The following is a 21606-nucleotide window of genomic DNA, read 5'->3' as shown; positions in this document are numbered from 1 at the left end:
CCCCGAACGCCGAGTTACCGGCTCCCGGGCTCTCCGCTTCCGCACGGGCTCCATGCCACCGCCGGGTTGCGTGACGTGCTGAGGAGATCTTCCGGCCGTCGCATGCCGTCCCGTTGCACGGGGGCAGGACGCGTCCATGGCCAACAATGATTTCCGTCCGGTCTACCACCCGGCCGGCCATGACAATGAATTGCGTGTCGCTCTACAGGATTTACGCACCGGGCGCTGGGTGTCGATGCGGAATCTGCTGGAGAGTACGCCGGACTGGACGCTGTGGACCCAACGCACACAGGTGCTCGGGGCGGTTGCCGCCGGTTCGGACGCGGTGCAGGCGTGGCAGACCGAGGAACCTAGGAGCGTCGCGGCTGCCGTGATGCATGCCCGGGTCGTCGTGGAGCGGGCCGTGCGGGCCCACCGCGAGGGCCATCACCGCGCACAGGAGCTGTGGCAGGAGGCCTGGGGGGCCTGCCGGGCGGCCGCGCACACCTCGCCCGCGGACCCCGTGCCCTGGGTGTGCCTGCTGGCCCTGTCCCAACTGGACGAGCACCAGCAGTTGGCGGAGCACCGGCTCCATCCGCCGGGGCCGATGCTCTTCCCCGGCCCGTGGGGACTGCTGGCGGAGGCCGACAAGCGTGATCCGTACAACCGCGAGGCCTACCACCGGATGCTCCAGTTCGTGTATGCGCGCAAGGCGGGCGGCATGCTCTCCGAAGCGGTCAACTTCGTCCAGTGGGCGGCCTCTTCGGCGCCCGACGGCTCCGCGCTGCATGTGCTGCCGCTGTACGTGCGGGTCGAGCGCTACCGCCGCGAGCACGGGCACGAGAAGGCGCTGGATCTCCACTGGGTCACCGAGGACGCCGAACGGGACGCGGCACGGGCGCTGGAACTCTGGTTCCGTCGCACGGCTCCGGTCTCCCACTCCCTGCCCGATCTGAATCATCTGGCCCACGCCCTGTGGGGAGCACTCCAATTCGCCGACGCCGCAGCGGTGTTCCGGGAACTCGGTCCCTATTTCACCTCGGTTCCCTGGGTGTACCGCACACGTGACCCCAAGAGCCCGGGAGGCGCCGAGGAAGTGTTCCTGCGTGCCCGGAACCGCTGTCTCGCCGTGTCTCCCGACCCCAAACGGGGGCCGCACGACTGAGCCGGGGTGTGGTGACGCCGCACGGCGGCCCCCATCATCCCTTCCAGCCGATCCCTTTCCGTCCCTGTCCGTCCCTTCCCGATCCCGCTCACGGAGGTTCTTCTCATGTCCATATCCACCCCGACCACGTCGGGTGCGGAGGCCACCCCACCGAAGGACGAGGAGACGCGGCTGCGTGAACTCGGCTACCAGCCGGTGCTCGCCCGCCGCATGGGCGGCTTCGGCAACTTCGCCATCAGCTTCTCCGTCATCTCCATCCTGTCCGGCTGCATGACGCTGTACGGCTTCGGCATGTCGACCGGTGGCCCGGCGGTGATGCTCTGGGGCTGGGCCGGTGTCGGCCTCTTCGTGCTCTGCGTCGGCATGGCGCTCGCCGAGGTCACCAGCGCCTACCCGACGTCGGGGGCGCTGTACTACATGGCCGACCGGCTCGGCGGCCGCAAGTGGGGCTGGTACACCGGCTGGCTGAACCTGCTCGGGCTGCTCGGCGCGATCGCCGGTATCGACTACGGTGCCGCGCTGTTCACCGGTGCGCTGATGAATCTGCAGTGGGGATTCACGCCCACACCGGGCAAGACAATGATCATCTTTGTCTGCATCCTGCTGCTGCATGCCGTGCTGAACCTGTTCGGCGTCCGCCTCGTCAGCGTGCTCAACTCCATCAGTGTGTGGTGGCATCTCACCGGTGTCGCGGTGATCGTCGCCGTGCTGGCCATCGTGCCCTCGCACCATCAGTCGCCGTCGTTCGTCTTCACCGAGTTCGTCAATGACACCGGCTGGCACAACCCGCTGTACGTGGCGGCGATCGGCCTGCTCCTCGCCCAGTACACCTTCTGCGGCTACGACGCCTCCGCCCACCTGTCGGAGGAGACGTCGAACGCCTCGGTGACGGCCGCCAAGGGCATCGTCCGCGCGATCTGGGTCTCCTGGATCGCCGGGTTCATCCTGCTCGCCGGGCTGACCTTCGCGATCCAGGACTACGCGGGGACCCAGAACAGCAAGACCGGGGTGCCCCCGGCGCAGATCCTGATCGATGCGCTGGGGACCTCCGGGGCCACGGCCATGCTCCTGATCGTGATCGCGGCTCAGCTGTTCTGCGGCAACGCCGAGGTCGCCGCCGCCAGCCGGATGGTGTTCGCGTTCAGCCGTGACAACGCGTTGCCGGGCTCGGCACTGTGGCACAAGGTGAGCGCGCGCACCCAGACGCCCGTCAACGCGGTGTGGCTGTCGGTCGTCGTCGCCGGAGTGCTGGCACTGCCGTCGCTGTACTCCACCACCGCGTACGGTGCGGTGACCGCGATCAACGTCATCGGCATCACACCCGCCTACGCGATCCCGATCTTCCTGAAGCTGCGCTCCGGTGGCCGGTTCGAGCGCGGGCCGTGGCACCTGGGCCGCTGGAGCAAGCCGATCGGCTGGATCGCCGTGGTGTGGGTCGCCATCGTGACCGTGCTGTTCCTGCTTCCGCAGTCGTCCCCGGTGACGGTCGATTCGATGAACTACGCGTCGATCGCGCTGGTCGCGGTGCTGGCCCTGGCCACGGTGTGGTGGTTCGTCGCGCGCCGTTCGTACAGCACGCCGTCGGCGTACGGGAACGCCCGTGAGCAGGCGGAGATCGAGGAAGGCATCGTCTGACCCTGCCCCGCCCACGCCTTGTTCTCAGCCCTTCCCGGTCGCGGCGAGCCGCTGTCGGGGAGGGCTGAGGTGTGTGCGGTGGCGGTACGGAACGCCGTGTGCGGTCAGCGCAGGAGCAGCTGGAGACCGCCGAGGACGGTCGCGCCGATCACCAGCTGCTCGAAGAGCTTCTGGTTGATACGGTCCACGCACTTGCGGCCGATGTAGGCGCCGGGGAGGACGAACAGCAGCATGCAGGCGTCCAGCAGCAGCGACTGCGCGTCGATGAGGCCCAGGCCCACACTGAACGGCACCTTGGACGTGTTGACGATGAGGAAGAACCACGCCGACGTCCCCAGGAAGCCGAGCTTCCGGAAGCCGGCGGAAAGCAGATAGAGCGACATGACGGGGCCGCCCGCATTGGCGACCATGGTGGTGAAGCCGCCCAGCACCCCGTACGAGCCCGCCTTGATCCTGCCGCTCACCGAGGTTTCACCGGACTCCTCGGACTTCTCCCCGCCCGTGGCCGCGGGCCTCCGCCGCCAGATGGTGACACCTGCCATGAACAACAGGATCGCGCCGATCGATGTCCGTACGGCCGCGTCGTCGGCCCACATCATGAAGGCCGTTCCCGCCACCACGCCGACGGCCACGGCGGGGAAGAGCCGCAGCAGAGTCGGCCAGTGGGCGTGCCGTCGGTAGATGAGAACGGCGAGCACGTCGCCTGCGATGAGGATCGGGAGCAGTACTCCGGTGGACTCGCGGGCCGGGAGTACGGCCGCGAAGACTGCCAGACTGATCGTATTGGCGCCGCTGACGGCCGACTTCGAAAAGCCGACGAGTGCGGATGCCGCGGCGAGCGCGGCCAGTTGCCAGAGTGTGAGGGTGTCCATGCCAGGAACAGATGGTAGGCCCCCGCGTTTCCGATTCTGTGTCGCACCCTCCTTCCAGCAGCCGCCTTTTCACCAGATCACCGGATGAATTGGTACGACGACAGAGCGGCAACCGCGCCTTGTACCGGTCGCGCTGTGCGGCGATCGCACCGGCAATCCGCCGACTCAGCGCGTCGGCCGCTTCTCGATCGTCTGGCGTTCGTTTCTTCGCGTCTTCCTCCCGAACCGCTGCCTTCCTGATCTCCATACGCCCCTCCCCTCCACTGCCCGTGTCACGTTCGCTGACGTGAGGTGCCATTGCGCTGGGCCGGCAAGAGTGCCTCCTGGGATCGGTGAGGTGTGTGGGACGGTTTCCCGCGCCTGTACGGCGGAGGGGTGATCGCTATGCTGCGCCCCAAGCGCTCACAGGAAGCGTTCAAACGCACAACGCGGCGGTACGGCGAGGGGGCCACAGCGATGCGGGAGCCGGTTGAGATCAGGCGACAGAGAATCCTGGCGGTGGTGGAGTCGCGCGGCGCCGTCAAGGTCAGTGCGCTCGCGGCCGAGCTGGACGTCTCGGTGGTCACGGTCCGGCGGGACGTCGAGGAACTGGCCCGGGTCGGGCGGCTGCGGCGCGGGCACGGGGTGGCCCGGCCGTTGGGGGATGCCCAGCCGGCCTCCGGGGTCCCGGCGCCGCGGGGCGACGAATCCGCCGGGACCGGCGGGGCGGTCGCCCTCGTCGTCCCGGACCGGCACACGTACCTGTACGAGACATTGCACGGTGCCCGGACCGTCCTGGAGGAGTCCGGGATACGGATCGCGCTGCACATCGCGCACCAGTCGGCCGGCGCGGAACGTGCGCTCGTGGAGCGGGCGCTGGCGGACGGGGCGCGCGGGCTGCTGATCGCGCCCCGCTGGCGCAATGCGCGCTCGCAGGAGCTGGATTACGGCTGGCTGGCGGGCCTGGGAGTACCGACCGTGCTGATGGAACGGCGCCCCCGGCCGGGCAGCGCGCTGCACGCCCTGGATTCCGTCTGTTCCGATCACTGGTACGGGACGCATCTGGCCGTGGAGCATCTGGTGCAGCTGGGGCACCGGCGCATCGTGCTGGCCGCCCGGGACGACAGTCCGACGGCGCGCAGCATCCGTGCGGCGTTCGCCGAGATCGCCGCGGCCCGTCCGGAGGTGGAAGACTGGACGGTCGTGCTGAGCTCCCCTGACGCGGTGCCCGGCCCCGCCCCCGACGCACCGGCTGCGGGAGCCGCCGACCCGACCGCCCCCGCGTCCGACACCCGCACCGCCCTCGACCTCGCCGCTCTCCTGCGGGAGAGGGGCGCCACGGCGGCCGTGCTGCACGGCGACGTGGACGCGCTGATGCTGGTGCAGCGGCTGGCGGAGAGCGGTGTCGATGTGCCGCGGGACTGCTCGGTGGTGGCGTACGACGACGTGGTCGCGGCCCTCGGCAGCACACCGCTGACGGCGGTGGCGCCACCGAAGGCGGAGATCGGACGGGCCGCCGCCGAGCTGCTGCTCCACCGGCTGTCCGGGGCGGCCGGAGAGAGCGGCCCGGTGCGCCGGACGGAACTCCTGCCCACGCTCGTGGTACGCGGATCAGCACAGGCACCGTCCCCTGGCAGCAAGTGAGCGTTTGACCGCTTTGATTTTCTTCTGAGCGATCTATTGACCCGAACCGATCAGCCGATCAAGATTCCCCGTGACCCGATTCAGGAGCCGCGGGAGGCACACATGCCCGGTCGACGGAGCCGTCGATCCGTGCTCGCCACGATCGCCGCCCTGCCTCTGACAGGCGCGCTCAGCGCCTGCGGCGGCAGCGGCGAATCATCAGGATCAGGCAGCACGAGCAGCACGGGCGGCAAGGCCGGCCGGAACGCTACGCACATCACCTTCTGGTCCGCCCTGCGCGGCAGCCAGGAGGTGGTGGACGCGTTCAACCGTACTCACGACACCGTCCAGGTCGATTTCCAGCAGATTCCCTCAGGTGGTCTCGGCGGTTACGCGAAGCTCAGCAACGCCGCACGGGCGGGCAACGCACCGGATGTCGCGACGATCGAATACCCCCAGGTGCCCGGCTTCGCGATCGACGGCGTCGCCCGTGAGATCACCGACATGGTCAGTGACGGCCTGCGCGCCAAGCTGCTGCCGCAGGCACTCGGCCAGACGACCTTCGAGCAGCGCGTCTTCAGCGTTCCGCTGGACGTCGAACCGATGGTGATGCACTACCGCACCGACCTCTTCGCCCGATACGGCCTCGAAGTCCCACGTACCTGGGAGGAGTTCGAGGACGTGGCCCGCGCCGTACGCCGCAAGGCCCCCGGCCGCAGGCTGGCGACCTTCGCCACGGACGGCGCCCCGCAGTTCGCCTCGTTCGCCTGGCAGGCCGGCGCCCAGTGGTTCGACACCCGGGCGGGCGCCTGGAACGTATCGCTCGCCGATGAGCCCAGCCGGCGTGTCGCCGCATACTGGCAGCGGCTCATCGACCAGGACCTGGTCTTCGTGAACGCGGTCGACAGCCGCCAGTACGACGCCCAGGTCAGCAACGGTCTGGTCCTCGTCCGGCTCAGCGGCGCCTGGGACGCCGGGGCACAGATGAACGCCCGGCCCGCGCAGCAGGGCAACTGGAGCATCGCGCCGCTGCCCCGGTGGAAGGAGTCCGATTCCGCGCTCGGCACTCACGGGGGGTCCACCTTCGCGGTCACGGCGAGCAGCGAACACCCCGAGGCCGCCCTGGAGTTCATCGAGTGGCAGGTCTCACACCCCGACGCGCTGCGCGCCAGGCTCTCCAGTGGCACCAGCAGCCAGTATCCGGCCGCCCCCGCCCTCGTCGCCGTGGGCCGCGAGGCCTTCGACCGCGGCTACTACGGCGGCCAGGACATCTACGCCCTCTTCGAACAGGAGGCACACAAGATCAGGGACGGCTGGACCTGGGGGCCCCGGATGTCCGCCACCCAGCGGGTGATGCAGGACGGTTTCGCCCGGGTGGGCGGTGGCCAGGGCTCGCTGATCGACGCCGTGCGCGCGACCCAGCGGGGCACCATGCCGGACCTCAGGGCACTGGGGCTCACGACCACCGAACACAGCAGCTGACCCGAGCCGTTCCACCGGCCTCATCCCCATCCCCCGTCCGCCCTCCCCCTTCCCAGCAGCAGAGAGGCAGGTGACACCGATGACCAGACCCCTCACGGCGCCCGCTTCCACCCCCCCGAGCCCCACCGCGCAACCGTCGCGATCCCCATCGGCCACCGTGTCGGCGCGCGCTGCGCGCAGGCCCGCCGGACGCCGTGAACTCGGCGCGTGCGGTGCCCTGATGACCCCCTTCTTCATCCTCCTCGTGACGGTCTTCCTGATCCCCGTCGGGACGGCCGTATGGCTCAGCTTCTTCGGCGACGACCAGCCGGGGCTCGGTTTCGGCCCGGAACGCACGGTGTTCGTCGGGCTGCGCAGCTACACCGCCGTGCTGACCGACCCGACGTTCCTCAGCAGTCTCGGCACCGTCGTCCTGTACTGCCTGATCTACATCCCGCTGATGGTGACCGGCGCACTCGCCCTCGCGCTCCTGCTGGACTCCGGGGTGGTACGGCTGCGGTCCTGGGCCCAGCTCGGACTGTTCCTGCCGCATGCGGTGCCCGGCATCATCGCCGCCGTCATCTGGCTGTATCTGTACACGCCGGGGCTGAGCCCGGTGATCGACCTGTTCGCCCGGGCCGACATCACCATCGACTTCCTCGGTGTGCACACCGTCGTGCCGTCGATCGTGAACATCGCCCTGTGGAGCAACCTCGGTTACAACATGGTCGTGTTCTACGCCGCGCTGCAGGCCGTGCCCCGCGAAGTCATCGAGGCATCGGTGGTCGACGGCGCCGGACCGGTCCGTACCGCACTCCAGGTCAAGACCCCACTGGTGCGTTCGTCGATCGTGATGGTCGCGATGTTCACCCTGATCTTCGCTCTTCAGCTGTTCACCGAGCCGATGCTGCTCGGCCAGGCCACACCGATGATCAACTCCCGGTTCTCGCCCAGCATGTACATCTACGACGCGGCGTTCACCCGTAACAACTACGGTCTCGCCGCGGCCGCCTCGGTCGTCCTGCTCATCTGCACGATCGCCCTCTCCTACGGGGTCACCCGCTGGACGAACCGGGCCGGCGCCCCCGAGGAGGACGCCCGATGAGCGCCACGAGCACCGTCCGCACCACCACCGCCGCCCCGCGGCCCCGACTCCTCGGCCGCTCCGTCGTCAATCTCGTCGTCGGCATCTCGGTGTTGTACACGCTGCTGCCCGTGCTGTGGCTGGTGCTCGCCGCCGCAAAGGACCGCGACGCCCTGTTCGGCAGCGATGTGCTGTCGCTGGACCACTTCTCCTTCGGCCGGAACCTCAAGGACCTGTTCGCGATGGACGGCGGACTGTACGGGCGGTGGTACGGAAACAGTCTCCTTTACTCGGTGCTCGGCGCCGCGCTCGGTGCGCTGGTGAGCATCGCCTGCGGGTACGCCTTCGACAAGTACCGTTTCGCGCACAAGGAGAAGCTCTTCGGGCTGGTGCTGGCAGCGGTGATGGTGCCGCAGACGGTGCTCGCGCTGCCGCTGTATCTGATGGCGTCCGGCACCGGCCTGGTCAACACCTTCTGGTCGGTCTTCATCCCCGTGCTCTTCAACCCGTTCGGTGTCTATCTCGGCCGGATATTCAGCCGGGGGTACGTACCGGACGAGGTCCTGGAGGCGGCGCGGTTGGACGGCGCCGGGGAGCTGACCACGTACTTCCGGGTCGCCCTGCGCATGCTGGGACCGGGCCTGGTGACCGTCTTCCTCTTCCAGCTCACCGCGATCTGGAACAACTTCTTCCTGCCGATGGTGATGCTCTCCGACCAGCACCTGTATCCGGTCAGCCTGGGGCTCTACACCTGGAACAGTGCCGCCACCGTCTCTCCCGAGTACTACCCCGTCGTGATCACGGGTTCGCTGCTCGCGGTCCTGCCGCTGATCCTCGCCTTCGCCCTGCTCCAGCGGTTTTGGAAGTCGGGTCTCACCGCGGGCGCCGTCAAGTAGCCGGGTCGCCACCCTCCATCCCCGTATCAGGAGAAAGATGCCCAGCACCACACCCACCGGCCCCACCGCCCCCGAAAGCCCGAACCGGCCGCGCGCGGCCGCCGCCATGAAGCCGGAGGCCGCTTCCGCACTCCTCGACGCCCGGTCCCTGGCCGCGTTCGGCGAGGTGTGCGACCTCGCGCCCCTGCCCGCTCTCGACGACTTCGCCACCGAACGGGCCCGCGCCGTGCTGGCGGACGTGGAGGTTCTGGTCACCGGCTGGGGCTGTCCGCCGCTCGACGCTGCCGCCCTGGACGCGGCGCCGCACCTGCGCGCCGTCGTCCACACCGCGGGCTCCATCCGCGGTCACATCACCGAGGCCTGCTGGGAACGCGGCATCGAGGTGTCGTCGGCAGCCGCCGCGAACGCCCTGCCGGTGGCCGAGTACACCGTCGCGATGATCCTGCTCTCGGGCAAGCGTGCGCTGGAGCGGGCCCGCGACTACCGGACCGAGCGCCGCCGCGACGACGCGCTCGCCACCTCCACCGACGTCGGGAACTACCTCCGCACCGTCGGGATTCTGTCCGCCTCGCTGATCGGCCGGCGCGTCATCGAGCTGCTGCGGCCCTACGACCTGCCGGTGCTGCTCCACGACCCGTACGTCTCCGAAGCGGAGGCGGCCGCGCTCGGCGTCCGGCCCGTCGGCCTCGGTGAACTGTTCGCGCGCAGCGACGTGGTGAGCGTCCACACCCCGCTGCTGCCGGCCACCCGCGGGCTCGTCAGCCGCGAACTGCTCACCTCGATGCGCCCGGACGGCGTGCTCATCAACACCGCGCGGGGCGCCGTCATCGACCAGGACGCGCTCACCGACGTCCTCCGGCAGAACCGGATCCGGGCGATCCTCGATGTCACGGAACCCGACACACTGCCCGCCGCACACCCGCTCTGGGAGTGCGACAACGCATTGATCACCCCGCACCTCGCAGGCTCCCAGGGCAACGAATGGCGGCGACTGGTCGATCTGGCGGTCGGCGAGGCCGGCCGCTGGGCCGCGGGTGACGGATTCACCCATCCCGTACGACGCGAAAGGCTGGCATTCCTCGCATGACCGCACCCCACCCGACCTCTACCCTCGAACTCCCCGCCGACAACCTGGTGTTGAGCCCTCACACCGGCTACACCCGTGCGCATTGGGAGGCCGCGGCCGACGGACTGCTCAAGGCCGCCTGGAAATGGGCCACTCCGGGCGGTGCGCTGCTGGACCTGCCGGGCAGGCCGTCCGCGTCCGGGGTGCGTTCCGACGGTCTGGAGGGGTACGCGCGTACCTTCCTCGCCGCAGCCTTCCGGGTGGCGGGCGCGGACGGCAAGGACCCGCACGGCTGGCTCGACCGGTACGCCGACGGCCTCACCGCCGGTACCCGTACGCCCGGCCGGGACGATGCCGAGTCGTGGCCACTGATCCGCGACCACTCCGTCTTCGGTCAGCCGATGGTCGAGTCCGCGTCGGTCGCCATCGGACTGCGGCTCACCCGGCCGTGGCTCTGGGACCGCCTGGAGTCCGGTGTGCGGGACCGTGCCGAGGAGTGGCTGCGCGACGCGCTGCGGCACACCCCCTCGCCCAACAACTGGTACCTGTTCCCCTACTCCGTGGCCGCGTTCCTCGAATCCGTGGGCCGCGGCGACGCGGAGACGGCACGCGCGAAGGAGCGCGCCCTCGACCTGATGGAGGGCTGGTACCGCGGAGACGGCTGGTACGCGGACGGCGACGGCCGCGCCTTCGACCACTACAACGGCTGGGCGCTGCACCTCTACCCCGTCCTGGACGCGCATCTGTCGGGCGACGCCGAGCTGTCCGCGCACTACGGCGGTCGGCTGCGCGAGCACCTGGAGGGCTTCTCGCTGATGTTCGGGGGCGACGGTGCGCCGATCCACTTCGGGCGCTCGCTCACGTACCGCTTCGCGGCCGCCTCGTCGGTCGCGCTCGGCGCCGTCACCGGGCACACCCCGCTCACGCCGGGCGCCTCCCGTCGGGTGATCAACGGGTCGCTGCGCTACTTCCTGGACCGCGGGGCGACGGGTACGGACGGGCTGCTGAACCTGGGCTGGCACGGCCCGCACGAGGCGACACTGCAGAACTACTCGGCCCCCGCCTCGCCGTACTGGGCGTCCAAGGCATTCGTCTCGCTGCTCGCCCCGGACGGCCATCCACTGTGGACGGCGACCGAGGAGCCCGCACCCAGCGAGGGCCCCGACCGGGTGCTCGCGCTGCCCGCGCCCGGACTGCTCGTCCAGTCCACCCGGGCGGACGGGATCGTACGGCTGCACAACCACGGCAGCGACCATGTGCGCCCGCACGAGGGCGAGTCGGGGGTGGCGGACGATCCGCTGTACAGCCGTCAGTCGTACTCCACCGTGACCGGACCCACGTCGAGCGCGAACACGGCGGACAACCATCTGGCCGTGGTCGTCGCCGGGGTGCGCAGCGGTCGCCGAGTCGTCCGCGCGCTGGGCGCCGGTGGCGGCGACGGGTGGGGGTGGGCCGCGTCCTGGCACCGCCCGGTGTTCACGTCCGGTGCGCCGATGGTGCCGGGGATGCGGGTGGAGAGCGTCACCGTGGTGCGTGGCCGTTACGAGCTGCGGGTGCACCGGGTGGTCGGCGCGCCGGCCGGGGCCCGGGTGGAGCAGACGGGCTGGGCGACGGGCCTCGACGACGCGGTGGCGTCCGAGCTGCACGGCCTGCACGGCTGGGAGACGCGGGATGCGGTACGGGCCCCGCAGGGCACGGCGTACACGCGCTGGGCGGTGGTGCCCCGGCTGTCCGCGGCCGCAGAGGGCACGGTGGTGCTGGTGGCGCTCGCCTCGCTGACCGCGGAGCCCGACGCGGCCCCGCTCGACGCGGTGGTGAGCGGGGTTCAGGTGGACGGGGACTCGGTGGACGTCCGCTGGGCGCAGGACGCCGCCACGACACGCGTCGGCTTCGCGCCGACGGTGACGGTCACACACGGCTGAGCACCCGGGTCGCGCGGCCGACAGACCGCGCGACCCCGCTCCTACACGTCCGTCCGGATCACCACCACCAGCGTGCGCGGACCGTGCACGCCCTCCACCCGTTCCAGCTCGATGTCGGACGTGGCCGAGGGACCGCTGATCAACGTCGTAGGCCGCTCGGGAACGAGCCGGGCCACCGCCTCCGGTACCCCGACCTCGACGCTCGACAGGTCGACCACGCACACATGCAGATCGGGGACGAGGGACAACGCCCGCCGCCCCTGGTCGGGCGAGCCGTCCAGGAAGATCGTGCCGGTCTCGGCGCAGCTGACGGCCGAGGCGGTGACGACGCCGTCCAGGGCGTCGAGCCGGGGCGCCGGGATGGTGTCGGTGTCCTGCTGGACCTCACCGTCGTACACGCCGAGCCACGCCGGGTCGAGTCCGGCCGGCACCCCGATCCGCCGGGCGCCGCGCTGCCGCAGCACCTCGGCGACGGTCGCGGCCGTGCGGTCGGCGGTGCAGGTGTGGACGTGTGCCTTGTAGTCGACGAGCCGGTCGGTGAAGAGGGCCAGGCGCTCGTCGTCGGGGAGGGTACGGCCGGTACGGTAGGCGCGCGGGACGGTGGTGTCCGGGGTGGGCGCGAGGGCCAGGGCGTCCTTGATCCTGCCCAGCACCGTGTCGCGAGCGGTCGTCACTTCTCCTCCTTCTTGTTCTTCTCGTGCTCGTCGGCGGCGCTCTTCTCGCGCTCGTAAGCGGCGTTCTTCTCGTGCTCGTCTGCAGCGGCCCGCATCGTCGCGGCTCCCTCGGCCGACGCCAGCCAGGAGCGGAACGACTGCTTCGGCGGGGCGGCGGTGTCGCGGCTGTCGCTCCAGCCGTTGAACGGCGGTGGCAGATGCGAGATCTTCCCGTCCCGTCCGGCGATGACGCGGCCGATCGCCGCCCCCTTCTGTGCGGCCGTGAACAGCCTCGGCCGCTTCATCACTCCGGCCGCCGCCTTCATGGCCAGCTTCTCCGCCGTCGTGCCGGACTGTTCGGTGTGCTGGTGGCGCAACTCGACCAGCAGTGACGGAATGTCGATCTTGACCGGGCAGGCGTCGAAGCAGGCTCCGCAGAGGCTGGAGGCGTACGGCAGCGAGCTGTTGGGGTCGTCCTTGGCCGCGTGCATCCCGGCGAGCTGCGGGGTGAGGACCGCGCCGATCGGTCCGGGGTACGTCGATCCGTACGCGTGGCCGCCCGCCCGTTCGTACACCGGGCAGACGTTGAGGCAGGCCGAGCAGCGGATGCAGTTGAGGGCTTCGCGCCCGATCCGGTCGGCGAGCGCCGCGGTGCGTCCGTTGTCGAGCAGGACCAGGTGGAAGTCCTGCGGCCCGTCGCCGGGCGTCACCCCGGTCCACATCGAGGTGTACGGGTTCATCCGCTCGCCGGTGGAGGAGCGCGGCAGCAACTGCAGGAAGACTTCGAGGTCCTGATGGCGCGGCAGCACCTTCTCGATACCCATGACGGTGATCAGGGAGTCCGGCAGCGTCAGGCACATGCGGCCGTTGCCCTCGGACTCGACGACACAGAGGGTGCCGGTCTCGGCGATGCCGAAGTTGGCACCGGAGATCGCGACCTTGGTCGTCATGAACTTCTCGCGCAGATAGGCGCGGGCCGCGGCGGCGAGATGCGCCGGGACGTTGTCGAGGCCCGGGTCGACGCCCGGGATCTCCTTGAGGAAGATCTGCCGGATCTCGTCGCGGTTGCGGTGGATCGCGGGGACCAGGATGTGCGACGGCTTGTCGTGCGCGAGCTGCACGATCAGTTCGGCGAGGTCCGTCTCGTACGGGGTGATGCCGACCGATTCGAGGTGCTCGTTGAGGCCGATCTCCTGGGTGGCCATCGACTTGACCTTGATGACGTCGCTGCTGCCCGTCGCCTTGACGAGCCGGGTGACGATCTCGTTGGCCTCGACTCCGTCGCGCGCCCAGTGGACGGTGCCGCCGCGCTCGGTGACCTTCCGCTCCAGTTGTTCCAGAAGTTCGGGGAGCCGGTTCATGGTGTCGGTCTTGATGGCCGAACCGGCGTCGCGCAGCTGCTCCCAGTCGGGCAGTTCGCCGGTGACGTTCAGGCGTTTGGCGCGGATCGTGTGGGTGGCCCTGCCGAGGTTGCGGCGCAGTTGTTCGTTGCGGAGTTCGTCGTGGGCGGCGGCGGGGAACGTCCGGTCGCCGCGCAGATTGCCGGTCCCGTACGGGGAACGGGGCGGGGTGGCGGGCATGCCGAGGAAGGTGCTGCTCATCGGACGGCCTCCGTCGGGACGTACGGCGAGGTGCGGGTGGAGGAGAGGATCTGCGCGAGGTGCAGGGTGCGGGTGCCCGAGGCGATGCGCGAGAGTCCGCCGCCGATGTGCATCAGACAGGACGAGTCGCCCGCGGTGCAGACCTCGGCTCCGGTGGTGGCGATGTTGCGCATCTTGTCCTGGAGCATCGCCGTCGACGTCTCGGCGTTCTTGACGGCGAAGGTGCCGCCGAAACCGCAGCAGGCGTCGGCCTCGGGGAGCTCGACGAGGTCGATGGAGTCGACGGCGCGGAGCAGCCTCAGCGGCTTCTCACCGACGCGGAGCATGCGCAGGGAGTGGCAGGTGGGGTGGTACGTCACGCGGTACGGGAAGTACGCGCCGACATCGGTGACGTCCAGGACGTCGACGAGGAGCTCCGACAGCTCGTACGTCTTGGCCTTGACGGTGGCGACACCCGCGCGCAGCGCCGCGTCCCCGTACCGCTCGGCGACGATCTCGTGCTGATGCCGGACCGAGCCCGCGCACGAGCCGGACGGCATGACGACGGCGTCGATCGAGGCGTCACCGAACTGCTCGGCGAAGTTCCGCACCAGCGGCACGGGTTCGCGCTGGTATCCGGTGTTGACGTGCATCTGGCCGCAGCAGGTCTGCCCGGGCGGGAACACCACGTCGTGGCCCAGTCGGGCGAGCAGGACCGCGGTCGATTTCACCGCCTCGGGGAAGAGCGTGTCTCCCAGACAGGTGGCGAAGAGTCCGATACGCATGGGTCTCTCCGATCGTTTCTCCATTTAATGGTCCGACCATACTAGCCTCGGTCCAGAACGTGAAGGGTGCGGCGCGCCAGCGATGATCATGCCCCTGACAATTCACAATGAGCGCACGTCACGTCCCACGCCCATCACCCGGGGACCGACCCCTACGACCGCTCGGACTTCTCGTCGACCAGCGTGCCGTGGAGGCTGCGGATGTGCCGTTCGACCAGGTCGGCGGCGTTCGCCCCCTTACCCGCACGCACCAGCCGCAGGAGTTCGGCGTGTTCCGCGTTCAGGGCGGCGGCCGTGCCCGGCCAGTCCTCGGCCTCCTCCAGGGCCCGCAGGATCAGCGGGCGCACCGATTCACGGACGGCGGAGGTGAGGGTGGAGGTCAGTTCGTTGCCGGAACTGCGGGCGATGTGCACATGGAACCGGGTGTCCAGGTCGTTGAACTCGGGGACCTGGACATCGGGCTCCCCCATCCGCACGACCAGCGCCTCCGCCTCGTCGAGATCCTCCGCCGTGGCGTGCCGCGCGGCCGCCTCGAAGCTCGACCTCTCCAGCACGACGCGCGCTTCCAGGACGTCATGGAGGCTGTAGCTGCCGAGGGCGAAGTGCAGACGCAGCAGCCTGCCGAGGGCGTCGTCCGGATTACGCACGATCCGCGCCCCGGCGTCCGGCCCCCGGCCCGGCTGGGCGACCAGCACACCGATGGTCTCCAGCACCCTCAGCGCCTCACGCAGCGCGGACCGGCTGACCCCTAGCACCGGCGCGAGCTCACGCTCGGGCGGCAGCCGGTCACCGGCCTTGAGCTCTCCGGCGAACACCCGCTGCTCGATGCTCTGGAGAACGAGTTCATGCGTACGGGACTGCCGTACGGGTTGCCACTCGACGGGCATCCGTCACCCCCTGCCTCGGCCGGAATCGTCCGGTTGCCGTCGTGTCCGCTACCCGATCTTCCACTATGTCACACAACACGTATGGTCGGACCAAAGGATGGATCGTTCAGTCGCCGAAGGACCCGTGGCGGCCCGCACCGCCCCCGAAGCGGTCGGCGCCCACCTGCGTCTCTCCAGCAGTGAGCGGCACCAGGCCGTGGCGGTACTCCGCGGTCAGGGCGTCCGGCTCGCTCAGGCCGTGCTGCTCACGCACCGAGAGCCGGTCGTGGCGCAGGCAGAGTTGCGGGAACGCGGCGATTTCCCGGGCGAGTTGCTCCGCCGCGTTCCGGGCCTCACCGGTCGGAACGATCCGGTTGGCGAGCCCCATGGCGTACGCCTCCGGGGCCGGGACGGGGCGCCCGGTGAGAATCATGTCCATGGCCCGGCTCTCGCCGATCAGGCGCGGCAGCCGTACGGTTCCGCCGTCGACCAGCGGCACTCCCCAGCGGCGGCAGTACACCCCGAACACCGCGTCGTCCTCGGCCACCCGCAGATCGCACCAGACGGCCAGTTCCAGCCCCCCGGCCACCGCGTGACCCGAGACCGCCGCGATGACGGGCTTGGTCAGGTTCATGCGGGTCGGCCCCATCGGCCCGTCGCCCTCGGCCAGGACCTTGTTGCCGCGTTCCGTACCGATGCCCTTCAGGTCGGCACCGGCACAGAACGTACCGCCCTCGCCCCACAGCACGGCGACGGCCGCATCGGCGTCGGCATCGAACTCGCGGAAGGCGTCCGCGAGTCGGGCGGCCGTCGGTCCGTCCACGGCGTTACGGACTCCGGGCCGGCTGAGGACCACCGTGAACACGGGGCCGTCGCGCTCGATCCGTACCGCTGGTTTCTCGTTCATCGTTCGCCCTCCCACAGGGGTTGCACAAGCCGGGTCGATGCCGCCGAGGCGACGGCCGCGCCGCCGCGCATCACGTGCGGCAGCCGGATGCGATCGCCCCGTGAGGCGCGCGGTCCGGTCGGTGGACTCATCTGATTCTCACGCAACTGTTCTACTCTGAGCCGCGTGACCCAGACGAGCCCGCCCGGCTGGCATCCAGACCCCGGGTATACAGGAATTGGCCCCGTTCACGAGCGCTGGTGGGACGGCAGCCGGTGGACCGACCACCTCCGCGTTCCGCCCGCCGCGATCCGGCGCCGCCGGCTGCGTATCGGCGTCGGCGTCACCGCCGGCGTGGTGGTCCTCGCCGCCGTCGGAGGCGGCCTTTTCCTGCTGTCGGACGATTCCTCCGGCTCGGTGAAGGACGCGGCCGCAGCCCCGTCCACCGCCCCTTCCGACGCTCCCGGCCGCGGGCCGGGAGCGCCCGGAGGCGGTGGCCGCGGGGGCGGCGGGAGCGGGGCACCCGAGCAGCGGCTGCCGGGAACCGAGGACGGCTACGCCACGGACCTGGCCAGCGGAATCAGTCTGCCGGTGCCCGACGGATGGACGGGCAATTCGGGAGTCGCGGGCGCGGGTGTGAGCACGGGCGAATACGCGTGCCCCGGCGACACGTCCGAGAAGTGTGTGCGCGGCGGAGTGTTCTCCATGCCGGCGAAAGCCCTGAAACTCGACACCACGACGGCGAAGGCCACGGCGACGAAGGACATCTCGGCCAACGCCACGGAGTCCTACGGTGAAAAGATCTACGGAGGCATCACCTCGCATCAGGAGCTCAAGTCCGGTCCGGTCACCGTGGCCGGAGAGCAGGGCTATCTGGTGCGCTGGAAGGTGGTGACGAAGAACGGTGACGACGGGTACGTCCAGTCGCTGGCCTTCCCGTCCCCGCGTTCCAAGGACATGCTGGTCGTCGTCCGTTCCGGCTTCGACATCAACTCCAAGGCGCCGGAGCTCTCCGTCATGGACGACATCACCAAGGGCATCAAGGCCGCATCGGGAACGGGCTCCGGTTCCGGCACCACCGCGTAGGAGCGCGGCGGACGTTCGCGTCGGCGAGGCGGGCGCCCAGCACCGGTGTGAGTACGAGAGGACGACCGGTCTGAGTACGTCGTCCGATACCCCACCGGGCCGTCGCTGGTCGAATGACAACCATGGCTCCTGACGCGTCTCCCCGCCCCCGCATGCAGCACGTCACCACCGCCGGTACGGCCCTGGCCGTGACGTTGGCGCCGCTGGTGATCGGCGTACTGCTGGCCAAGACCATGGCGACGGACCCGATGACACCGGTCAACGCGATGGTCACCAGGGGCGGGCAGCCCGTGCCCCTCTCACCCGCGCAGTGGCGCCGATGCGGCAGGCAGGCGCTTCGCAGCTGGAAGGCCCCGCTGAACGCCTGCAGGCACCCGGGCATCCTGGTGCCGCGGCGCGCTGCGGTACGTCGGCCGCGCCGGCCCGGGGCGCTGCTGCGCGAGCGCTGAGTACCGGGCCGGCCCGCTGCGTCAGTCCCGCTCGCAGTGCAGGAACAACTGGGGCTCGGCCATCGCTCCTTCGTACGCCGGGGTGAACAGACCACTCTGCTCCCACTGGATCGTGAAACCGGCCGCGACGACCAGTTCGGTGAACGCGTCGGCGCCGAAGCTGGTCGCCCGCACCTTCTGCCCCATGAAGACGACATCGGCGTCCTCCACGTCCAGCGGAACTGTGGCGACGGCCAGGGCTCCACCGGGGAGCAGCAGTCGCCCCAGTCTCCGCAGGAGCCGGGACTGATCGTCGCGGGACATCTGCAGCAACGAGAAGTACGAGCACACCACGTCGAAACTCCGCTCCTCCAGGGGAAGTTCGCGGATATCGGCGCATACGAAGGTCGCACCGGGCACCTGCCGGGTCGCCAGGTCGACCATGACGGGCGAGACATCGACGCCCAGCACCTGATGACCGGCGTCGGCCAGGGTCTGGGCGGTCGGACGGCCCGTTCCGCTGCCCACGTCCAGGACTCGGCTGTGCGATGGGATGTGCTCCAGCAACCGGTGCAGCGAGGCGTGGTGGGTGGCCGAGTCGGCGAACGCGCGCTCGTACTCGGCGCCCAGAGCGTCGAACACCTTCGCGGCCGGAAGGCCGTGCTCTTCGTCCATCGATGCGCATCCTTCCCATGTCCCGGCGGGTCCCCGGGATCGTTTCACCATTCGCGGCGGCCTTCAACGCCCCACCCGGGCACGTCACATGGGGAATCGGGGCATCCGGTGCAAGCGAGCGCGGCAATGTCCTCAGTGCCGGGTGCCGGGGCAGTCCTCCGGCACCGGTTTCCACGGTGAATCCGGCCGACTCGGCGAGCGCGGCGATCGCCGCGGCGGAACGGTGTTCCTCGAACGCGGGCTCCGGCTCGGCATGCAGGCGGTGGCTCAGTTCAACAAGCCGGTCACGCCAGGACTGGGCGCAGTCGCGAACCGTGTGCAGGTACGGAGGGCATCGCGCCGACATTCGGGTACAGCGTGTATAGATTCCGAGCCGCCGAGGACAGCCGGTACGGGAAGTCCTCCGGTCGACCGACCGACGCACGGGGTCGTCGCCGGACACGGCGTCGGGCGGAAAATCCGGTGACCTGTCCGCACCGGGATCACTACACTCGCCACGAATCGCCTGCAGCGACATCATCGCGGCATGCACCGTGGGGAGTGAGGGGAGACCGGCCATGCGTTACCGCACCGCCGTCGTCGTCCCCCTGTCACGGTACGAGGTGATCCTGGTGTCTTCGTGCGTCCGGTGCCCGCTGCGCGGCCGGTACCGGATCTCCCTGACGACCAACTGACCCTTATCCCAGTGGTGTTGGGCCGCCAGTGCGGCCATGCACCGATGCGGTGCGCCGCATCAGGGGTTCATGCGTGGCCTGACCGCAGGCCTGTTCGTCCGGGAATCGCGCCGCCCCGCATCCGGATCACCCCGAAAGGCCATGGGCCGTGCGTACCGAACTGCACCGTCAACCCACCAGTCCGCTGACCGGCGTTCGCAATCTGGGCATCCTCGCCCATGTCGACGCCGGCAAGACCACCGTCACCGAACGGATCCTCTACCTCACCGGCACCACCCACAAGCGGGGCGAGGTCCATGACGGTACGACCGTCACCGACTTCGATCCGCAGGAACGCGACCGGGGCATCACCATCTTCGCCGCGGCGGTGAGTTGTGACTGGGACGGTCACCGGATCAACCTGATCGACACCCCGGGCCACGTCGACTTCTCCGACGAGGTGGAGCGTTCGCTGCGGGTGCTCGACGGCGCGATCGCGGTGTTCGACGCCGTCGCGGGGGTCGAGCCGCAGAGCGAGTCGGTGTGGCGGCAGGCCGATCGGCACGGGGTGCCCCGGATCGCCTTCGTCAACAAGCTGGACCGTGCCGGGGCCGACCTCGACGCGGCGGTCGCGTCGATACGCGAGAGACTGCACACGCTCCCGCTGGTGGTGCAGCTGCCCATCGGGACGGAGGACGGGTTCACCGGGGTGGTGGACCTGTTGCGCATGCGGTCGCTGATCTGGGCCGACGGCCGGGGCACGTGCGAGGAGGGGGAGGTGCCGGACCACCTGCAGGAAGAGGCGCTTCGGCGCCGTCGGCTGCTGGCGGAGACCGTGGCGGAACTCCATCCGGTGGCGTTGGAGGAGTTCTGTGCGGAGTCGACGGTCTCCGCAGGGACGCTGGCCGCCGCGCTGCGCGACCTGACCCGTACCGGCGAGGGCGTTGTAGTGCTGTGCGGTTCGGCCTACCGCAACCGCGGGATCGAGCCGCTGCTGGAGGCGGTTGTGGCCTATCTGCCCTCGCCGCTGGATGTGCCGGCGGTACGCGGCACCCTGGACGGCGCGGAGCAGGAGCGGCCCGCCGACCCGGCCGCGCCGTTCGCCGCGCTGGTGTTCAAGGTGAACTCGACCGCGACGGGGCGGCTGACCTACCTGCGTGTGTATTCGGGAACGATCAGGAAGGGGGATGCGGTGCTGGACGTGGGTGCGCGGCGCAATGAGCGGATCGGCCGGATCCTGCGGGTCCGGGCCGGACAGCACTCGGACGTGGACCGGGCGGTGGCCGGGGACATCGTCGCGGTGATCGGGCTCAGGACGGCACGTGCCGGGGCGACGCTGTGCGCACCGGCGGCTCCCTTGGTTCTCGAACCGCCTTCCGTGGCCGATCCGGTCGTCTCCGTGGCGGTCGAGGCCCGCAGAAGCGTCGACACCGACCGATTGGTGTCGGCGCTGGCACGGCTGGTCGAGGAGGATCCTTCACTGACGGTCCGGACCGACCCCGAAACGGGTCAGACGGTGCTGTCGGGAATGGGGGAACTGCATCTGGAGGTCGCGGTGGAGAAGATCCGTCGTGCCCACGGGCTGGAGGTCGGCGTCGGCCGGCCGCAGGTGGCCTACCGGGAGACGGTCGTCCGTGGCGTGTCCGGACTGGTGTACCGGCATGTCAAGCAGGACGGCGGCGCCGGTCAGTTCGCTCATGTCGTCGTCGACGTGGAGCCGCTGGAGGCTGCGGGTGACCACGATGTCGGCCGCGGCGTGGACTTCGTGTTCCGGTCGTCCGTCGTCGGGGGCCGGGTGCCGCAGGAGTACGTACGGGCAGTCGAGGCCGGCTGCCGGGACGCGCTCGCCGAGGGCCCACTCGGCGGTCACCCGGTGACCGGGCTGCGGGTCACACTGACCGACGGGGCGACCCACTCCAAGGACTCCTCGGAGATGGCGTTCCGGACGGCCGGACGGCTCGCGCTCCGTGAGGCGCTGCGCAACAGCGCGATGGTGCTGCTGGAGCCGGTGGTGGAGGTCACCGTCACCGTGCCCGACGACGCCGTGGGCGGGGTGCTCGGCGACCTGGCGGCACGGCGCGGCCGGATCTCGGGCTCGACCGCGCGGGCCGGCACGTCGGTGGTCACCGCGACCGTGCCGCTGGCGGAGCTCTTCGGCTATGCGACCCGGCTGCGCAGCCGGACGCAGGGCCGGGGAACCTTCACCACCCGGGCCACCGGTTATGCACCGGCGCCGGCCGAAGTGCCCCACGGGGCTACGGGCCGGTAGCCCCGGAGCGCGGCCCCGTCCGTATGCGGGCGGGGCCGCGTAC

General features: G+C 70.2%; 18 protein-coding genes. 11 read left to right on the top strand and 7 right to left on the bottom strand.

What is annotated here, in order from left to right; all coding sequences use genetic code 11:
• The first annotated feature begins 136 nt into the window (after positions 1 to 136).
• Together ACFU8Q_RS08195 and ACFU8Q_RS08190 are read left to right on the top strand one after the other, a co-directional pair.
• Positions 137 to 1144, top strand: coding sequence for a hypothetical protein (locus tag ACFU8Q_RS08195; RefSeq protein WP_384449528.1), 1008 nt, complete (start codon positions 137 to 139; stop codon positions 1142 to 1144).
• Between the two features lie 105 nt (positions 1145 to 1249).
• A complete protein-coding gene (locus ACFU8Q_RS08190) occupies positions 1250 to 2779 on the top strand; it encodes an amino acid permease (RefSeq protein ID WP_384449525.1) in 1530 nt (509 codons plus the stop codon).
• A 104-nt stretch (positions 2780 to 2883) separates the two neighbouring features.
• On the opposite strand, the gene ACFU8Q_RS08185 is transcribed toward ACFU8Q_RS08190, so the two are convergent.
• The gene (locus ACFU8Q_RS08185) at positions 2884 to 3651 is read right to left on the bottom strand and encodes a sulfite exporter TauE/SafE family protein (RefSeq protein ID WP_384449522.1); all 768 of its coding nucleotides are present in this window, start codon (positions 3649 to 3651) and stop codon (positions 2884 to 2886) included.
• Positions 3652 to 4107: 456 nt separating this feature from the next.
• Between ACFU8Q_RS08185 and ACFU8Q_RS08180 the strand changes: the two genes are divergently transcribed.
• The 6 genes from ACFU8Q_RS08180 (at position 4108) to ACFU8Q_RS08155 (ending at position 11682) form a co-directional block, all read left to right on the top strand.
• The gene (locus ACFU8Q_RS08180) at positions 4108 to 5274 is read left to right on the top strand and encodes a substrate-binding domain-containing protein (protein ID WP_384449520.1); all 1167 of its coding nucleotides are present in this window, start codon (positions 4108 to 4110) and stop codon (positions 5272 to 5274) included.
• Positions 5275 to 5376: 102 nt separating this feature from the next.
• A complete protein-coding gene (locus ACFU8Q_RS08175) occupies positions 5377 to 6735 on the top strand; it encodes an ABC transporter substrate-binding protein (RefSeq protein ID WP_384449518.1) in 1359 nt (452 codons plus the stop codon).
• 79 nt (positions 6736 to 6814) lie between these two features.
• Positions 6815 to 7819, top strand: a complete 1005-nt coding sequence (locus tag ACFU8Q_RS08170; protein WP_384449515.1) for a carbohydrate ABC transporter permease — start codon at positions 6815 to 6817, stop codon at positions 7817 to 7819.
• Positions 7816 to 8694: a carbohydrate ABC transporter permease gene (locus ACFU8Q_RS08165; protein ID WP_384449512.1), complete on the top strand. Its 879-nt coding sequence runs from the start codon at positions 7816 to 7818 to the stop codon at positions 8692 to 8694. Before ACFU8Q_RS08170 ends, ACFU8Q_RS08165 begins: the two co-directional genes overlap by 4 nt.
• 37 nt (positions 8695 to 8731) lie before the next feature.
• On the top strand, positions 8732 to 9781 hold the full coding sequence (locus ACFU8Q_RS08160) for a hydroxyacid dehydrogenase (protein ID WP_384449509.1): 1050 nt from the start codon (positions 8732 to 8734) through the stop codon (positions 9779 to 9781).
• The gene (locus ACFU8Q_RS08155) at positions 9778 to 11682 is read left to right on the top strand and encodes a DUF2264 domain-containing protein (protein WP_384449506.1); all 1905 of its coding nucleotides are present in this window, start codon (positions 9778 to 9780) and stop codon (positions 11680 to 11682) included. Before ACFU8Q_RS08160 ends, ACFU8Q_RS08155 begins: the two co-directional genes overlap by 4 nt.
• A gap of 41 nt (positions 11683 to 11723) precedes the next feature.
• Here the strand turns inward: ACFU8Q_RS08155 and ACFU8Q_RS08150 are convergent, their stop codons facing one another.
• From ACFU8Q_RS08150 to ACFU8Q_RS08130, 5 genes are all read right to left on the bottom strand, one after another.
• Positions 11724 to 12356, bottom strand: coding sequence for a lactate utilization protein C (locus ACFU8Q_RS08150; protein WP_384449504.1), 633 nt, complete (start codon positions 12354 to 12356; stop codon positions 11724 to 11726).
• Positions 12353 to 13936: a lactate utilization protein B gene (locus ACFU8Q_RS08145; protein WP_384449502.1), complete on the bottom strand. Its 1584-nt coding sequence runs from the start codon at positions 13934 to 13936 to the stop codon at positions 12353 to 12355. The genes ACFU8Q_RS08150 and ACFU8Q_RS08145 overlap by 4 nt, the downstream gene beginning before the upstream one ends.
• Positions 13933 to 14700, bottom strand: coding sequence for a (Fe-S)-binding protein (locus tag ACFU8Q_RS08140; RefSeq protein ID WP_384449499.1), 768 nt, complete (start codon positions 14698 to 14700; stop codon positions 13933 to 13935). Before ACFU8Q_RS08140 ends, ACFU8Q_RS08145 begins: the two co-directional genes overlap by 4 nt.
• A 152-nt stretch (positions 14701 to 14852) precedes the next feature.
• Positions 14853 to 15587, bottom strand: a complete 735-nt coding sequence (locus tag ACFU8Q_RS08135; RefSeq protein WP_384449496.1) for a FadR/GntR family transcriptional regulator — start codon at positions 15585 to 15587, stop codon at positions 14853 to 14855.
• Positions 15588 to 15693: 106 nt separating this feature from the next.
• Positions 15694 to 16473 (bottom strand): crotonase/enoyl-CoA hydratase family protein, encoded by a 780-nt coding sequence (locus ACFU8Q_RS08130; RefSeq protein WP_384449494.1) that lies wholly within the window; start codon positions 16471 to 16473, stop codon positions 15694 to 15696.
• Between the two features lie 165 nt (positions 16474 to 16638).
• Here ACFU8Q_RS08130 and ACFU8Q_RS08125 point away from each other — a divergent pair, with 165 nt between their 5' ends.
• Together ACFU8Q_RS08125 and ACFU8Q_RS08120 are read left to right on the top strand one after the other, a co-directional pair.
• Positions 16639 to 17538, top strand: a complete 900-nt coding sequence (locus tag ACFU8Q_RS08125) for a DUF2510 domain-containing protein (protein ID WP_384449491.1) — start codon at positions 16639 to 16641, stop codon at positions 17536 to 17538.
• A 122-nt stretch (positions 17539 to 17660) separates the two neighbouring features.
• Positions 17661 to 17987 carry a hypothetical protein gene (locus ACFU8Q_RS08120; protein ID WP_384449488.1) on the top strand — a complete coding sequence of 109 codons (327 nt, stop codon included), beginning with the start codon at positions 17661 to 17663 and terminating at the stop codon, positions 17985 to 17987.
• Positions 17988 to 18008: 21 nt separating this feature from the next.
• Here ACFU8Q_RS08120 and ACFU8Q_RS08115 read toward each other — a convergent pair whose 3' ends face one another.
• A complete protein-coding gene (locus ACFU8Q_RS08115) occupies positions 18009 to 18641 on the bottom strand; it encodes a class I SAM-dependent methyltransferase (RefSeq protein ID WP_384449486.1) in 633 nt (210 codons plus the stop codon).
• 822 nt (positions 18642 to 19463) lie between these two features.
• Here ACFU8Q_RS08115 and fusA point away from each other — a divergent pair.
• Positions 19464 to 21563 (top strand): elongation factor G, encoded by a 2100-nt coding sequence (fusA, locus tag ACFU8Q_RS08110; protein WP_384449484.1) that lies wholly within the window; start codon positions 19464 to 19466, stop codon positions 21561 to 21563.
• Positions 21564 to 21606: the final 43 nt, after the last annotated feature.

The organism is Streptomyces sp. NPDC057543 (genome assembly GCF_042801895.1).
Lineage (GTDB): Bacteria > Actinomycetota > Actinomycetes > Streptomycetales > Streptomycetaceae > Streptomyces.
The sequence above is the reverse complement of the archived record's forward strand: the minus strand, read 5'-3'. Positions and strand labels throughout refer to the sequence as shown.

What these genes read in the sequence shown, in the direction of transcription:
- ACFU8Q_RS08195 (WP_384449528.1), top strand. Translation starts at nt 137, where the DNA reads ATGGCCAACAATGATTTCCGTCCGGTCTACCACCCGGCCGGCCATGAC.
- ACFU8Q_RS08190 (WP_384449525.1), top strand. Translation starts at nt 1,250, where the DNA reads ATGTCCATATCCACCCCGACCACGTCGGGTGCGGAGGCCACCCCACCG.
- ACFU8Q_RS08185 (WP_384449522.1), bottom strand. Translation starts at nt 3,651, where the DNA reads ATGGACACCCTCACACTCTGGCAACTGGCCGCGCTCGCCGCGGCATCC.
- ACFU8Q_RS08180 (WP_384449520.1), top strand. Translation starts at nt 4,108, where the DNA reads ATGCGGGAGCCGGTTGAGATCAGGCGACAGAGAATCCTGGCGGTGGTG.
- ACFU8Q_RS08175 (WP_384449518.1), top strand. Translation starts at nt 5,377, where the DNA reads ATGCCCGGTCGACGGAGCCGTCGATCCGTGCTCGCCACGATCGCCGCC.
- ACFU8Q_RS08170 (WP_384449515.1), top strand. Translation starts at nt 6,815, where the DNA reads ATGACCAGACCCCTCACGGCGCCCGCTTCCACCCCCCCGAGCCCCACC.
- ACFU8Q_RS08165 (WP_384449512.1), top strand. Translation starts at nt 7,816, where the DNA reads ATGAGCGCCACGAGCACCGTCCGCACCACCACCGCCGCCCCGCGGCCC.
- ACFU8Q_RS08160 (WP_384449509.1), top strand. Translation starts at nt 8,732, where the DNA reads ATGCCCAGCACCACACCCACCGGCCCCACCGCCCCCGAAAGCCCGAAC.
- ACFU8Q_RS08155 (WP_384449506.1), top strand. Translation starts at nt 9,778, where the DNA reads ATGACCGCACCCCACCCGACCTCTACCCTCGAACTCCCCGCCGACAAC.
- ACFU8Q_RS08145 (WP_384449502.1), bottom strand. Translation starts at nt 13,936, where the DNA reads ATGAGCAGCACCTTCCTCGGCATGCCCGCCACCCCGCCCCGTTCCCCG.
- ACFU8Q_RS08140 (WP_384449499.1), bottom strand. Translation starts at nt 14,700, where the DNA reads ATGCGTATCGGACTCTTCGCCACCTGTCTGGGAGACACGCTCTTCCCC.
- ACFU8Q_RS08135 (WP_384449496.1), bottom strand. Translation starts at nt 15,587, where the DNA reads ATGCCCGTCGAGTGGCAACCCGTACGGCAGTCCCGTACGCATGAACTC.
- ACFU8Q_RS08130 (WP_384449494.1), bottom strand. Translation starts at nt 16,473, where the DNA reads ATGAACGAGAAACCAGCGGTACGGATCGAGCGCGACGGCCCCGTGTTC.
- ACFU8Q_RS08120 (WP_384449488.1), top strand. Translation starts at nt 17,661, where the DNA reads ATGGCTCCTGACGCGTCTCCCCGCCCCCGCATGCAGCACGTCACCACC.
- ACFU8Q_RS08115 (WP_384449486.1), bottom strand. Translation starts at nt 18,641, where the DNA reads ATGGACGAAGAGCACGGCCTTCCGGCCGCGAAGGTGTTCGACGCTCTG.